The 14,932-nt window shown below is 65.6% G+C and carries 11 protein-coding genes; 6 read left to right on the forward strand and 5 right to left on the reverse strand.

Features of this window, described 5'->3' with window-relative positions; translation table 11 throughout:
• Nucleotides 1–78: 78 nt before the first annotated feature.
• Nucleotides 79–6,819 carry a kinesin gene (locus FZF13_RS22455; RefSeq protein WP_024922217.1) on the reverse strand — a complete coding sequence of 2,247 codons (6,741 nt, stop codon included), beginning with the start codon at nt 6,817–6,819 and terminating at the stop codon, nt 79–81.
• A gap of 282 nt (nt 6,820–7,101) precedes the next feature.
• On the opposite strand from FZF13_RS22455, the gene FZF13_RS22460 reads away from it, so the two are divergent.
• Nucleotides 7,102–7,470: an Hpt domain-containing protein gene (locus FZF13_RS22460; RefSeq protein ID WP_024922218.1), complete on the forward strand. Its 369-nt coding sequence runs from the start codon at nt 7,102–7,104 to the stop codon at nt 7,468–7,470.
• 150 nt (nt 7,471–7,620) lie between these two features.
• The gene (locus tag FZF13_RS22465) at nt 7,621–7,941 is read left to right on the forward strand and encodes a 2Fe-2S iron-sulfur cluster-binding protein (protein ID WP_024922219.1); all 321 of its coding nucleotides are present in this window, start codon (nt 7,621–7,623) and stop codon (nt 7,939–7,941) included.
• A gap of 44 nt (nt 7,942–7,985) precedes the next feature.
• Here FZF13_RS22465 and FZF13_RS22470 read toward each other — a convergent pair whose 3' ends face one another.
• Nucleotides 7,986–9,467: an MDR family MFS transporter gene (locus tag FZF13_RS22470; RefSeq protein ID WP_024922220.1), complete on the reverse strand. Its 1,482-nt coding sequence runs from the start codon at nt 9,465–9,467 to the stop codon at nt 7,986–7,988.
• Between the two features lie 296 nt (nt 9,468–9,763).
• Nucleotides 9,764–10,378 carry a DUF922 domain-containing Zn-dependent protease gene (locus tag FZF13_RS22475; RefSeq protein ID WP_024922221.1) on the reverse strand — a complete coding sequence of 205 codons (615 nt, stop codon included), beginning with the start codon at nt 10,376–10,378 and terminating at the stop codon, nt 9,764–9,766.
• Between the two features lie 85 nt (nt 10,379–10,463).
• Between FZF13_RS22475 and folP the strand changes: the two genes are divergently transcribed.
• From folP to FZF13_RS22495, 4 genes are read left to right on the forward strand one after another with little or no spacing between them, the layout of a single operon-like run.
• Nucleotides 10,464–11,312, forward strand: a complete 849-nt coding sequence (gene folP / locus FZF13_RS22480; RefSeq protein WP_024922222.1) for a dihydropteroate synthase — start codon at nt 10,464–10,466, stop codon at nt 11,310–11,312.
• A gap of 2 nt (nt 11,313–11,314) precedes the next feature.
• On the forward strand, nt 11,315–11,674 hold the full coding sequence (gene folB / locus FZF13_RS22485) for a dihydroneopterin aldolase (RefSeq protein WP_024922223.1): 360 nt from the start codon (nt 11,315–11,317) through the stop codon (nt 11,672–11,674).
• Nucleotides 11,658–12,170 (forward strand): 2-amino-4-hydroxy-6-hydroxymethyldihydropteridine diphosphokinase, encoded by a 513-nt coding sequence (gene folK / locus FZF13_RS22490; RefSeq protein WP_024922224.1) that lies wholly within the window; start codon nt 11,658–11,660, stop codon nt 12,168–12,170. The genes folB and folK overlap by 17 nt, the downstream gene beginning before the upstream one ends.
• Nucleotides 12,171–12,212: 42 nt before the next feature.
• Nucleotides 12,213–12,380: a low temperature requirement protein A gene (locus FZF13_RS22495; RefSeq protein WP_137900735.1), complete on the forward strand. Its 168-nt coding sequence runs from the start codon at nt 12,213–12,215 to the stop codon at nt 12,378–12,380.
• Between the two features lie 10 nt (nt 12,381–12,390).
• Here the strand turns inward: FZF13_RS22495 and FZF13_RS22500 are convergent, their stop codons facing one another.
• Both FZF13_RS22500 and FZF13_RS22505 read right to left on the reverse strand, forming a co-directional pair.
• Entirely contained in the window at nt 12,391–12,939 is a 549-nt protein-coding gene (locus FZF13_RS22500) for a DUF924 family protein (protein WP_024922225.1), read from the reverse strand.
• Between the two features lie 31 nt (nt 12,940–12,970).
• The gene (locus FZF13_RS22505) at nt 12,971–14,815 is read right to left on the reverse strand and encodes a monovalent cation:proton antiporter-2 (CPA2) family protein (RefSeq protein WP_024922226.1); all 1,845 of its coding nucleotides are present in this window, start codon (nt 14,813–14,815) and stop codon (nt 12,971–12,973) included.
• Nucleotides 14,816–14,932: the final 117 nt, after the last annotated feature.

The raw sequence follows: 14,932 nt of genomic DNA on the forward strand, positions 1-14,932 counted from the left end.
ACTCGCGGCGTCCCGGCCGCCCGTAAATGAAAAGAGGCGGCGTTGCCGCCGCCTCTCGGTTTTTCAGCCAAGGCCTCTTTAGCGCAAACGGCCGCTCGCATGGGCCAGCATGGTGTAGACCTTGCCGGTGTCCGAGGTGAGATAGGTCTGCGAGATCATGTTGTCGCGGTCGTTGCGCGAAACATCCTTCAGCAACTTCTCGAAGTCGTCGCAATAGCGGTCGACAGCGGCGCGGAACTCGGCCTCCGACTGATATTTGCGGCGGATCTCGTCGAAAGTCTGCTGGCCTTTCAGCGTGTAGAGGCGACGGGTGAAGACGTCGCGCTCGCCGCGCCTGTAGCGGTTCCACAGTTCGATCGAAGCGTCGTGGTCGATGGCCCGGGCGATGTCGACGGACAGCGAGTTGAGCGATTCCACGACATGCAGCGGCGAGCGCTGCACTGGCGTGGCGCGCGGCTGCACCGGCGCCGGTCGGGCGCCATCGTCTTCCGAAGCGCCGGTCAACAGGTCGCGCACCCAGCCGCCCTGCTGCGGCGCGCGGGCATCGCCGCGCGGACGCAGCGCCGTTTCGCCGGGCTCCAGCGGGCCACGCAGGCCGGTCGAGGCGAGCGGCGGTTGCGGGGCGCGCTGTTCAGGCTGTGCCGGGCGGCGCAGCGGCGGTTCCGCCGGACGCGGAGCAGGGGTCGGCCGCAGGTTGCGCGGCTCCGAGACGTCGACGGTGCGGCCGGACTTGGCCACGATCTCCGACAGTTCCTTCAGCGCGCTGATCTGCTCGGAAACGGCGCGGCGGATGGCCGTGGTCGATTCCTTGGCTTCTTCCGGCATCTCGATGACGCCCTTGCGCAGCTCGGCGCGGGTCAGGTCCAGCTCGCTCTTGATGGAGCCAGCGGTGCGGCGCATCTCGTCGGTCGCGTCGGCGAAACGCTTGGTGGCGGCTTCGACCACTTCCGAGATGGCGACGCGGATCTTGTCGGCCGATTCCAGCGTCTTGCCTTCGGCATTCTGCAGGGTCTGGCCGACCAGCGTCTCGAATGAGCGCATGACCCGTTCGAGGTCTTCCGACTTCTTGACCAGGCCGACGGCGAGATCGTCGAGCGAGGACTGGCGCTCCAGCGTGTGCTCGAGATTGCTCTGCGCCGAACCCAGCAGGTCCGAGGCACTGGCAAGCAGCCGGCTGTGCTCGTCGAAGCGCGTGGCGATGGAGGCCACCTCACGCAGCGTCGACGAAGACAGTTCAGTGAGCCTGGTGGTGTTGGAATCGACCAGGCGCGCCGACGAGGCGAAGGTTTGCGCTGCCTTCTCCGTGGTCACCGCGAAGCTCTGCGTCGAGCCTGCGAGGCGGGACTCGACTTCGCCGAGGTTTTCCGAAGCCTTGGCGATTAGCTTGTTGAGCTGGGCGGACGAGGCCGTCATGCGGTCGATGAGGTCGGCGACATTGCCGGCCAGCGACGAGCGGGCGCCGTCGACAGCGGCAAGCGTTTCGGCTGTGCGGCTGGCAATGGCATCGGCCAGCGTCGCGTTCTCGCGATGCAGTGCGGCGGTGGCACGTTCGGTTGCCTCCTCCATGCTGCGCTGCAGTTCGACACCGCCCTGCGAGAACTTGTCGACCAGCGGGCGTGCCGTCTCGTCCAGGATCTTGGAGAGTTCGGCCGAACGGCTCGCCAGCATGGCGTTGAGTTCGCGGGTGTTGGCGCCGATGGTCTTGGCCGCTTCGTTGGTGCTCTGGCCGATATGCTGGCCGACGGCGGCGAAGGTTTCGGCGATGACGTTGGCGCGCGAAGCGAGCTGACCCTCGGCCTGCGTGATCTGCTGGTCGAGCTTCTGGCCCATCGCGTCGGCCGAGTTTGCGAAGCGGCTTTCGGCGCTGGCGATATGGCCTTCGACGCGAGCGGCCGCGGCGGCGGCACTTGAGGCCAGCCGCTGGTCGGCGCTGTTCAGCGCGCGCTCGATCTCGCCGGCATGGCCGGCCAGTTCCTCGCCGGTCATGCGGGCGCGGTCGGCAACGCGCCGTTCCGTCTCCGCGAAGGCGCCGACGATCTGGTCGGCGTGGCCGCCGATCGAGGACGAGGTCTCGGCGATCCGGCTCACCATGCGGCTGTCGGCGTCGTCAAAGATGCGGCCGATCTCGGAAGCACGGGCCGACAGGGCGTCGGAACCATGCGCGATGCGCGCGGTAAGCTGCTCCTCGAGGGTTTCGAAGATGCGGCTGAGGTCCGAGGCACGGGTCGCCAGCGCATCGGCGGATTCGGCGATGCGGACGCCCATGCGCTCATCGGCGGTCTCGAAGTTGCGCAGGATGTCGCCGGCGCGGGCGGCAAGTGTCTGCGCCGTCTCGACGGCACGCGCCACCAGCCGCTGGTCGGCGGTCTCGAAGGTCTGAGCAATGTCTTCCGCGCGCGCCATCAGCGCGGCCGAGGTCTGCTCGGCACGCTCTGCGATCTTGCGATCGGCGTCGGTGAAGGCAATGCCTGCTTGCTCATGCAGCGAGTTGGTGACTTCCAGCACCTTCTCGCGCAACTGGCCGGCAACGAACAGCGCGCTCTTTTCCAGCGCGCCGCGGATGTTGTCGACACCAACGTTGAGCGCGCGCTCCATGGTGGTGGAACGCTCCTCGATGACGCCGGTCTGGCGGGCGAACGCCTGCTCGACCTTCTCGATGTCGGCGGCGATGGCATCCGAAATGCTCGACGACGAGGTCGCGATCTGGTCGATGTGGCCGGCCAGCGCGCGGTCGATGTCGCGGCGGGCATCGACCAGCTTGGCGAGGTCGCTCTCCAGTGCCTGGGTGAGGGCCGAACGGTCGGCGGCCAGCCGGTCGCTGTGACCGGCGATCAGGCCATGCACGGAATGCATGTTGCCTTCCAGTGCCTGCGCGAAGTCGTTGCGGTTGTCGGTCAGGCGCTGTGCGTGGCCCGCCATGGCGCCATCGATGCTGGCCAGATCGCTCTCCAGGGCACGCGTCAACAGATCGCGGCCCTCGGCCAGCTTGCCGACATGGTCGGCGATGACGGCATCGATGCCACCGCGGCTGTCGTTGATCTTGGCAAGGTCGGCATCCAGCGCGCGGCGCAGGATGTCGCGGCCCTCGGCCAGCTTCTCGACCTGACCGGCGACCAGCCCGTCGATGGAGGCGCGGCTTTCGGCCAGCTTGGTGAGATCGTCCTCCAATGCGCGGGTGAGCAGCGAGCGGTCGGCGGCGAGGCGTTCGCTGTGGCCGCTGACGATCGCGTTGACCCGCTGCAGTTCGTTGTCCAGCGCCTGCTGGAACTCGGCGCGGGCCTCGACCAACTGCTGCGACTGGCCGGCCATGACGCCGCCAATGGAGGAGAGGTCGGCTTCCAGCGCGCGCTTGAGCACGTCGCGGCCTTCGGACAGCTTCTCCACCTGGGCGGCCACCAGGCCGTCGATGGAAGCGCGGCTTTCGGCCAGCTTGGCGAGATCGTCTTCCAATGCCCTGGCGAGCAGGGAACGGTCGGCGACCAGGCGTTCGCTGTGCCCGGCAACGAGATTGTTGACGTTGAGCAGGTCGGCGTCCAGCGCCTGCGAGAATTGGGCGCGGTTGTCGACCAGACGCTGCGAATGGTCGGCCATGACGCCGGTGATGGTGTTGAGATCGGCTTCGAGGGCACGCTTGAGGATATCGCGGCCTTCCGACAGCTTCTCGACCTGACCGGCGACAAGGCCGTCGATGGACGAGCGGCTCTCGGCCAGCTTATTGAGGTCGTCCTCCAGCGCGCGGGTCAGCATGCTGCGGCCTTCGGCCAGTCGCCCGACATGGCCGGCGATCGCCTCGTCGATGCCCGAACGGGTATCGCCGATCTTGGCGAGGTCGGCTTCGAGCGCGCGCTTGAGGATGTCGCGGCCTTCGGCCAGCTTCTCCACCTGGCCGGCGACGAGGCCGTCGATGGACGAACGGCTCTCTGCCAGCTTGTTGAGGTCGTCTTCCAGCGCCCTGGCGAGCAGGGAACGGTCGGCGGCAAGGCGTTCGCCGTGGCCGGCGACCAGGTTGTTGACGTTGAGCAAGTCGGCATCCAGCGCGTTCGAGAACTGGGTCCGGTTGTCGACCAGCTTCTGCGAATGGTCGGCCATGACGCCGCTGATCGTGTTGAGATCGGCCTCAAGGGCGCGCTTGAGGATATCACGGCCTTCCGACAGCTTCTCGACCTGGCCGGCGACGAGGCCGTCGATGGACGAGCGGCTGTCGGCCAGCTTGGCAAGGTCGTCTTCCAAGGCACGGGCCAGTTGCGAACGATCGGCCGCCAGCTGCTCGGCGTGACCGCGCACGAGGGCGCTGACGCTCTGCAGGTCGGCTTCCAGCGCGCGGGCAAAGTCGGCGCGGTCGCCGGTCAGCTTGTTCGACTGATCGGAGATGACGGTGCTTATCGTGTTGAGGTCGGCTTCCAGGGCGCGCTTCAGGATATCGCGGCCCTCGGCCAGCTTCTCGACCTGGCCGGCGACGAGACCGTCGATGGAGGCGCGGCTGTCGGCCAGCTTGGCAAGATCGGATTCCAGCGTCTGCGACAGCAGGCTGCGCTCATTGGCGAGCTGACCGGCATGATCGCCGACGAGGCGGCGGATGCTGGACAGGTCGGCGTCGAGGGCACGGCCGAGCTGGTCGCGGTCGTCGGCGAGCTGCACCGAATGGTTTTCCATCAGGGCCTTGATGCTGTCGACGTCGGCTTCGAGCGCACGGGCCAGAACGGCGCGGCCCTCGGCGATCTTGGCAACCTGGCCGGCGACCAAATTATCAATATCCGAACGGCTTTCGCTCAGTTTGTTCATGTCGGCTTCGAGCGCGCGGGCCAGGATGCCGCGACCCTCGGCCAGCTTGCCGACATGGCCAGAGACCATTTCGTCAATGATCGTACGGGCTTGCACGAGTTTGTCGGCGTCCTCATTCAAGGCGAGTGTCAGCCTTGCACGGCCTTCTTCGAGGCGTTCCAGATGGCTGCCGAGCGAAGCGTCGATGGCCGCGCGGGACTCGTTGACCTTGCGCAGGTCTTCTTCCAGCGCGCGGCTGATGAGGTTGCGGCCTTCGGCCAGCATGTGCACCTGCGAGGTGACCGCGTCGTCGATGGCGGAACGGCCCTCGGAGAACTTCTCCAGATCGGCCTGCATGGCCAGCGCCATGCGCTCGCGGCTTTCCTCCAGCTTGCGGCTGTGGTTCTCGACGGCGTCCTCGATGCCGGCGCGGGCGTCGGTCAGGCGGGCAATGTCGGCGTCGAAGGAACGCGACACGGTGTGGCGCGCCGCTTCCATGCGGCCGGCAAAGTCGCCGGCGCGGGCTTCCAGCATGGTCGAGGTGGAGGAGACGATGTCGGCCATGTCGGCGCCAATCTGCGCCTTGCCCTGGTCGATGATGGCGGCCAGCGTGTCCTTGCCGTCGTTGAAGGCGTTGGCGATGTCGCGGGCGCGGTCGACCAGCGTTTCGTTGATCTGGCGGGCGCGGGCCTCCAGCGCGGCGTTGAGCTTCTGCGTGCCGGTGTCGAGCGCCTCGGCGCGGGTCTGGAACTCACTGATCAGTGCCTGACCGCGTTCGGCAAGAGTGCGTTCGATGCCGGTGAGGCTTGCCTCGAATTCCGAGCTCAGCGTGCGCGCGGCACCGCCGAGCAGCGAAACCATGCCCTGGGTGCGGTCGTCGAGCAGTTCGGTCAGCGAGCGGGTGAGGCCGTCGGTGCTGTCGGTCAGCTTGGCGATGCGGGTGTCGAGCAGGCTGGCGAAGGCTTCGCCGGACGTGGAGAGACGGTCGGTGATCGTATCCAGACGGCCCTCGACGGAATCGAAGATCGACATCGAGCTTTCGTTGATGCGGTCGATCAGCTGGTCGCCCGACGAGGTGATCGTCATCGACAGCTTGGACGAGGCGCCAAGGATGTTCTCGCGAATGATATCGCTTGCCGAATTGATTTCGTCGCGCAGCGTCTCATGGGCGCCGGAGATCGAGGCGCGCACGCGCTCGGCGTGGCCGATGACGGCCTCGCGCTCGCTGCCGAGGCCGTCGACGAGCGAACGGATACGGCTCTCATTGTCGGAGTAGGAGCGTTCGAGCTGGCTGACCTCGCTGTGGACGAGCGTTTCGAGCTCGACGGCACGCGCCAGCGTGCGCTCGATGCCTTCGCCCATCGCGGCAACCTCGCGGCGCACCGCCTGGCCGATCATCATCACGCGGTCCTGCGCGATATTCTCCGGCTCGGTGAGGCGGAAGGCAACTTCGGTCATCGATTGGGCGGCGATGCGCATGTCCTGCGCGCGGCGGATCATCGCCGCGAAGGCCCAGAACAGGATGACCGGCACGATGGCGGCGACCGCAATACCCATCAGCTCGGGGCGCTGCAGGATCTGCGCGATCGAGCGGATGTTCCAGATATCGGAGCCGAACAGCAGATTGGCGAGCGCTGCGGCACCCGCGATCCAGGCGATCGAAACGAAAGCCACCACCCAATAGATGGTGTTGGAGGCACGGCGGTTCAGGCCGTGCAGCAGGGAGCGATAATCTTTCTGGCGATCGTCATTGGCGGGCGAAAAACCAGCGGGCTGGCCGTTGCCGCGCGGCTCGATGGGGCGAAGCTCGGCCGGCTTCGGTTCGGTCGCGGCGGCCCTGGGTGCCGGATTGGCGGCTGCGGGAGGGGTAGCCCGTTCCGCGCGCCCGGCGCGTGCCAGCTCGTCGGCGGCCTGCGAAATCTGGGCTTCCAGATCCTCCATCGAGGCGGCGATATCGAGATCTCCCGGCCCTCCGGAAAGGTCGAGATCGAGAGCCTTTTCGAGCTCCTTGGCAACCTCGGAATCGAGATTCTTCGTGGTGGTGGTTTTCTTCGCCATGCCTACGCTACCCTGTACTAGCTGCTGCGGAAGCTGTTGTTGTCGTCTTTTATCGCCCCGCGCCTGAGGCCTGATTATGGACCCTCGTATCGTAATGACACAGGGGGGTAAAGAAAACATGCATTCGGCGGCATACGTAAAACTTTAAATATAAGGTTAACGCAAGCGTGACCGGAGCGCGCGCCGCCAAACTTTTTTCACAAGGCCTTGTTAACCGCGCATCCATCGGAATTCGTTAGTGTGCAGGGCCCGGAACGGCTGCTGCAATGGAGTTTGAGTGCGATGCGTAGCGTAAACAGCGTGGCCTTTTCGATGCCGGGCGGCGATGCCTCCGGCCCGGCGCGCAGCCGTCCGGTCGATCTGGAGCACCTCTCCAGGCAGACGATGGACGACCGCGATCTCGAGCGCGAGGTGCTGGCGCTGTTCGTGCAACAAGCGCTTTCGGTGCGTGATGAACTGCCCGCGGCCGACAAGAGCAGGCGTCTCCTTTTGGCACACGGCCTCAAGGGTTCGGCGCGTGGGGTGGGCGCCTTCACGATCGCCGACTGGGCCAGCGAATTCGAACGCCGTCCCGAAGACGAGCGCCTGGCAGGCCGATTGGCAAAGCTGATCGAGGACGTGCGCGACTTCATTGCAGCCGTCAATCGCTAGCGCTGCGGGTGGTCTGATCCGTGGATGGCTGATCGGTTCGGGCTGGCCGAAGCCCGGCTTTTCAAAAAACGTCACCTTGGGGCGGTTTCGCGCGGCAGTTGACTTGTGCCGCCGAGTGATTATCTCGGCTGTGACTTCTCAGGTGATCGAATGACAAAATTGACCTACATCGCCCATGACGGCACCCGTTTCGACGTGGAGGCCGAGAACGGCTCGACCGTCATGGAGAATGCCATCCGCAATTCGGTGCCGGGCATCGAAGCCGAATGCGGCGGCGCCTGCGCCTGCGCGACCTGCCATGTCTATGTCGACGAGGCATGGACCGGCGCGGTCGGCGAACCGGAGGCGATGGAAGAGGATATGCTCGACTTCGCCTACGAGGTGCAGCCGAATTCGCGACTGTCCTGCCAGATCAAGGTGCGCGACGAACTGGACGGCCTGGTCGTGCGCGTTCCCGAGCGCCAGGGCTGATCCCCCGGTCCAGCTTCCGCCCATAACCTTCTGCTTTCGGGCCGTTATTCGGCAAGCACTGGCGCGTCGGTTTCGATGCGTCCGCGCAGCGGCTTTTCCGGCATCAGGCTGAGTGCGACCAGCGTGGCGACAAGCAGGCCGAAGCTGACCGCGAACACCGCCGCGAACGGCGTCGCCGAGGCGATTTGCACCTTTGTGGCGCTGCCTTCGCCGATCAGCGGCAGGCCATAGCCGGCAGCGACGGCACCGAGCAGGGCAACGCCCAGCGCACCGCCCAGCGAGCGCATGAAGGTGAGCACGCCGGTGGCGACACCCAGATAGGCGTGCTCGACCGCATTCTGAACCGAAATCGTGGCGACCGGGAACGTGGTGCCCGTGCCGATGCCGACGCAGGTGGTGAGGATGATCACCGTAGCGAGCGAGGCATTGCCGGCGACATAAGCGAGCAACGCCACGCAAACGGCGCCGAAGCCCACACCGGCGAGCGCCAGGCGCTTGTAATGGACGAAGCGCGGTATCAGCTTGCCGCTGGTGGCGGCGCCGGCGACGGTGCCGAGCAGCAGGCCGAGCATGGCGATGCCCGAGGCCGAGGCGGTCAGGCCGAGATAGGTCTGCAGATAGACCGGCAGATAGACCGAAAGGCCGATGCTGGCCGCCTGCAACATGAAAAGCGACAGCGCGCCGGCAAGCACGATGGCGTTGCGCAGCACGTTGAGCGAGATCAGCGGCTCGGCCGCCTTGGCCAGCCGCAGCGCGAAGACCGCCCAGAACAAGGTGGAGGCAGCGGCGAGGCCGAGGATTTCCGGCGAGCCCCAGGCATAGGTGCCGCCGCCCCAGTTCAGCGCCAGAAGCAGCAGCGAGGTGGCGGTGACCAGGAGTGCAGCACCTGCCCAGTCGATGCTGTGGCGGTGGGCCGCGATCGGCAGCTTCTTCAGCGGCTTGTTGATGATGGCCATGGCCAGCAGGCCTAGCGGCAGGTTGACCCAGAAGATCAGCGACCAATGCAGATGTTCGGCGAAAGTGCCGCCGAGCAGGGGGCCGGCGATGCTGGCAACCGCCCAGGTGCCGGAAATCCACGCCGCATAACGGGCGCGCTCCTTCGGCGGCACCAGATCTCCGATGACGATCTGCGCCAGCGCGAACAGGCCGCCGCCGCCGATCCCCTGGATAGCGCGGCCGAGGATCAGCATCAGCATGTTGGGGGCCAGCGCCGCGACCAGCGAGCCGGCCAGGAAGATGAGGATTGCCGCATAAAGCGTCGGCCGGCGGCCATGGACGTCGGAAATCTTGCCGTAGAGCGGCGCCATCGCCGTGGCGGTCAAAAGGTAGGCGGTGACGATCCAGGGCAGGTACTGGGCATGGCCGAGCGCCGTGGCGATGGTCGGCATGGCCGGCGCGACGATGGTCTGGTCGAGGGCGGCCAGCAGCATCGACAAAAGCACGCCGGCGATGATGGTGTTCTTCTCGGCCTCCGAAAGTGGCGCGGCGGCTTGTGCCGTGGCGGGCTTGGAAACGGTCTGGTCCATGAATTCCATCACCTGTCTTGCCGCACACCTGCCTGAGCCGGTTTCAACCGGCTAGGATTGTGGTGTGGCGGCGCTGTTCGTCCGTCGGGGCGGACTGCCGCGCCGGTCGAACCTATGTCGTTCGAAGTTCGTCGGTTTCGACAGGCGATCGAAATTTGTTACCGCCGGCGGCACGCATCAGCGCATTTCGCCATTGTTGAACTTCGTTCACCTTTCGCCGCCGGCCTCAAGGACCAGCGAGCCGCTTCAATCGATCCTGATCGACGAAACCGCCAATCAAATCTTGGCGATCACACTCAGCCGGGGATCCGGCCGGCCTCGATCTGCTCGATGCGATAGCGCATCAGCCGGATGATGCGGCTTTCGAAATTGATCATTTCGACACGGTCGAATTCGACCTGTGCCCGGTCATGCTGGCCAAGCACCTGCGCGGTGACTTCCCTGGCCTTGGCGGCGGCCACCTTGCAATTGGGTTCCTTGCGGGTTTCCAGCAGCGCCGTTTCGAGGCGGCGGCCGTAGTCCTTGGCGATCTCGACGTGGCGGTCTTCGTGGCGCTTGATGTCGGCGGCCAGCGTGTTCCAGAACAGCCGCACGTCGGGCGCCACTTTGCCGCGCGGACGCCATTTGGGCAGGATGACCTCGGTCTTGACCGTCACCGCCGCGGAGACGATGCGGCAGGAATCCGGAGCCTCGGCGTAGCCGATGCGGCTGGTGAAGGCCATGCGCGTGGCGCCGGGATGGCGCATGCCGGTCGATTTCACCGACGGGCCGCGTTTCGACAGCTCGGCCTGAATCTGGTCGAGCGTGCGCCCGCCGATCGAGAAATAGCTGTAGGTTTTGACGAGATTGGCTGCGTCGGCCGCCGAAGCGGCGAAAAGGACGAACAGCGCGGTCATCAGGGTACGATTCATTTTATTGCCTCTTGCCCCACCTTGCGTTACGGCCCTTGCCGGCGCAACGAAGATCCGTGACGCCAGCGCAGCTTGGCGGGCAAAAATGAACAGACGGTGGCAATTGGCGCACGGACGCCATCTCGACCTGGGCGAGAAAGCCGTCGTCATGGGCATTCTCAACGTTACGCCGAATTCTTTTTCCGATGGCGGCTTGTTCGATGCGCCCGATCGCGCGCTGGAACAAGCGCTGCGCATGGTCGCTGAAGGTGCGGCCATCATCGACGTTGGCGGGGAATCGACACGGCCAGGTGCCGCCCCGGTCACCGCCGACGAGGAACAGCAGCGGGTGCTGCCGATCATCGAGATGTTGGCAAAACGCGGCGGGGTGCTGATTTCCATCGATACCTATCGCGCCGAGACGGCGCGGCTGGCGCTGGCAGCCGGCGCCCATATCGTCAACGACGTGTGGGGCCTGCAGCGCGAGCCGGAGATTGCCGAGGTGGCGGCGCGGGCAGGGGCCGGCGTGGTTATCATGCACACCGGACGCGACCGCGAAAAGCTCGCCGACGTCATCGCCGACCAGCGCCTTTTCCTTGAAAAATCGCTGGAAATCGCCCGTCGGGCCGGCATCGGCGACAACCATATCGTGCTCGACCCCGGCTTCGGCTTCAACAAGGAGACGGCCGGGGAAAATCTCGAGTTGATGGCGCGCTTCGGCGAACTGCACGCGCTCGGCTTTCCATTGCTGGCCGGAACCTCGCGCAAGCGCTTCATCGGCACCGTCACCGGCCGCGAAGCGGCCGAGCGCGCGGCTGGCACCGCCGCCACCAGCGTCATTCTGAGACTTAAGGGCGCCGACCTGTTTCGCGTCCACGATGTCGCAATCAACGTGGACGCGCTTGCCATGACGGATGCTATGTTGGCGCACGATCCCATCCGGCAGGAACCCTGATAATGTACGTCATTCGTATGAAGAACTGCGCCTTCTTCGCCAGGCACGGCGTGCATGACGAGGAAGAGCGGCTGGGACAGCGCTTTTATGTCGACGCGGTGCTGACCGTCGATCCCGCCAAGGGGCTGGACGAGGACGCCATCGACAGCACGGTCGATTATGGCGTTGCCTTCACCGTGATCGAGAAGATCATCACCGGCGAGCGGCGCTTCCTCATCGAGGCACTGGCGCTCGATGTCGCCAAGGCGCTGACCGCGCGTTTCCCGCAGATCCGCGAAGCCGAGATCACCGTGCGCAAGCCCAATGCGCCGGTGCCCGGCGTGCTCGATACCGTCGAGGTCACCGTTGTCTGGCCCCAATAGCCGCGTTTTCCTCAGCCTGGGCGGCAATCTGGGCGACCCGGTGCAGTCGATGGCGGCGGCATTGCACCTGCTCGACGAGGATGCCGAAACCCGGGTCGTCACGGTCTCCTCGCTCTATCGCACGCCACCCTGGGGCAAGACCGACCAACCTGATTTCCTCAACATCGCGGCCGAGCTTTCGACCGCGCTGTCGCCGCATGTGCTGCTGGAATTCTGCCTCGACATCGAGCGCCGGCTGAAGCGGGTGCGCGAGGAGCGCTGGGGACCGCGTCTGATCGACATCGACATCCTCGTCTTCGGCACCCGCGCCATCCACGAAACCGAGCTTGCCGTGCCGCATCCGCGCATGCTGGAACGCGCTTTCGTCATGGTGCCGCTGGCCGAAATCGCGCCGGACCTGGTGCTGGCCGACAAGACGGTGACGGAACGCCTGGCCGGCATGGACGTGTCGGGCATCGAACGGTTGCCTTCGGGCCGCGATTGGTGGCAGGCTTGACCCCTGCCGCTACCTGCGGCTGTAAGAGGGGCAAGGCTGACGATGACGGAAACGAGGGCTGAGGCCGACGCTGGCTTCGGTGCGCGGCGCAATCTGGAACGCAAGCGAATCGCCGGCGCCGAGACGCGGGTGGAGTTCGTCGAATTGTTCTTCGACCTCGTCTTCGTCTTTGCCGTCACCCAGATATCGCCATGCGCCGAAGGCCATTGAGCCTGAGCTGTCAGCCGGAAAAGCCGCCGTCCTCGAGATAAGCCTTTTCCTGAGGCGTGGTCTCGCGCCCAAGCATGGGGTTGCGATGCGGAAAGCGTCCGAAACGCTCGACGATGTCGCGGTGCTCGACGGCGTATTTGATGTATTCCTCGGCGTTGGCTTGCGTCAGTTCGACGGAGCGGTGCTGGTCGGCCAGGTCCTCGGAGTGTTCGAACGGCAGGTAGAAGAAGACGCGCAGGTCATTGTCGACCGTTAGGTCGTGTCCGACCGCGATCGCCCTCGACGCGAAATGGCGGGCAAGCGCGTCGGTGGCATACATGTGGCCGGTGCCGCGAAAACAATTGCGCGGGAACTGGTCGAGCAGGATCATCAGCGCCAGCGCGCTTTCGGTTTGGTCGATCCAGTCATCCAGTTCGCGCCTGGCCGCCGCGTAGTGGAGATCGAGGAACCGGTTCCTGAAATCGGTATCGAAAGCCTCGTCCTTGGTGAACCAGGCGTCCGGGCCTGCCTTGCGCCAGAACGCCGTTACCGCGAGCGCGTGTTCGTCCAGCTTCTTCATGATGTTCCCCCCGAATGTTGACGTGGATTGTTCAGGATTGCGCCGCGGATGCCGCGTCCTTCAGCACCGTCGCGGTTTCTTCGCTGAGTGGCTGCGCCGGGCGGCGTGGCGTCGTCACCGGCGCGGGCACCGGTGTTGCGATGTTGCCCTTCAGGAAGTTGCGGCCATCGCGGATGTCGCCGGCCAGCTGCAGGTCGAGCCGGGCGGCATCGCGCCGGCGCACATCCTCGATCAGTTCAGCGACCTCGTCCGGGTCGACGCCGAGCGCTTCCAGCGTCGAACCGCCGAAGACGAGGGCCGATTCGAAGGTTTCGCGCAGCTGGTAATCGACGCCGGCGCGGATCAGCTGCAGCGTCGTGCCGCGATCGAAGGCGCGGGCGAACAGCGTCACCAGCGGGAATTCGGCCTTGACCAGTTCGGCGATGCGCACGGCGATCTCCGGCTTGTCGACGCAGATCAGCACGGCGCGCGCGCGTCCGGCGCCGGCGGCATGCAGGATGTCCAGCCTGGCGCCGTCGCCGTAGTAGACCTTGAAGCCGAAATTGGCGGCCGCCTGGATCATCTCGACATCGTTGTCGATGATCGAAACGTCGACGCCGCGCAGGATCAGCGGCTGGCTGGCGATCTGGCCGAAGCGGCCAAAACCGATGATCAGCACCGAGCCGGAAAGGCTGTCGGCCACGTCGATGCCGTCAAGCGAAGGCTCGTCGTGCTGCGGGTAGAAGTAACGCAGCGCAATGATCATCAGCGGCGTCAGCGCCATCGAGATGATGATGATGGCGGTCAGCACCGCATTGGCGCGGCCATCGATGATGCCGGCCTGGCTGGCGGCGGCATAGAGCACGAAGGCGAATTCGCCACCCTGCGCCATCACCACCGCCCGCTCCAGCGCCTCGCGGTGCGGCGCCTTCAGCAGCCGGGCAACGACATAGATGCCGGCCGCCTTGGCGACCATATAGGCGACAACATAGACAGCGACGAGCTGCCAGTTCTCGACCACCACGCCGAGGTTGAGCGACATGCCAACGGCAAGGAAGAACAGGCCGAGGAGCACACCGCGGAACGGCTCGATATCGGCCTCGAGCTGATGGCGGAAGGTCGATTCCGACAGAAGCACGCCCGCCAGGAAGGCGCCCATCGCCATCGACAGTCCGCTCATCTGCATGACGAGCGCCGAGCCCAGCACCACCAGCAAAGCCGCGGCCGTCATCACTTCGCGGGCTCTGGCGTCGGCCAGCAGCCTGAAAAACGGATTGAGCAGATAGCGGCCGGCCAGCACCAGGCCGACAATGGCACCGACGCCAATGCCGATCTCGATGAAGCGCTGCTGCAGCGTGGTGCCGGCGCCGCCGGGCGCCAGGAAGGCGACCAGCACCAAAAGCGGTACGATCGCCAGGTCTTCCAGGAGCAGGATCGAGACCATGCGCTGGCCTTTCGGCGTGGCGATCTCGCCTTCTTCTTCCAGCAGTTGCATGACGATGGCGGTCGAGGTCAGTACGAAGCCGGCGCCGGCGACAAAGGCCTGCGCGACCGGAAAGCCGCCGGCCAGTCCGGCCGCCGTCAGCAGAAGCATGCAGAGCCCCACCTGCAGGGCGCCGAGGCCGAAGATGTCGCGGCGCAGGCCCCACAGCCGCGAGGGCTGCATTTCAAGGCCGATGATGAAAAGGAACATGACGACGCCGAGTTCCGCCACATGCAGGATCGCGGCGGGGTCGGAAAAGATGCGCAGGCCGAACGGGCCGATGACGAGGCCGGCAGCGAGATAGCCGAGAATGGAGCCGAGGCCCACCCGCTTGAAGATCGGCACCGCGATGACGCCGGCACCGAGCAGGGCGACGACGTTCACCAAGTCGCTGTTCGAAGCTTCCACAGCCATTGCGTGTTTCAACCTTTCGCCAAGTCGTTCGCGGTAGGGGGCGCCGTTTGTCACGATAAGGGCTTAGGCCGGCAGCGAACAGCCCGAATCAGCATGTTTCGACCTGCGCCGATGGCC

The sequence above is a fragment of the Mesorhizobium terrae genome (assembly GCF_008727715.1).
Taxonomy (GTDB): domain Bacteria; phylum Pseudomonadota; class Alphaproteobacteria; order Rhizobiales; family Rhizobiaceae; genus Mesorhizobium; species Mesorhizobium terrae.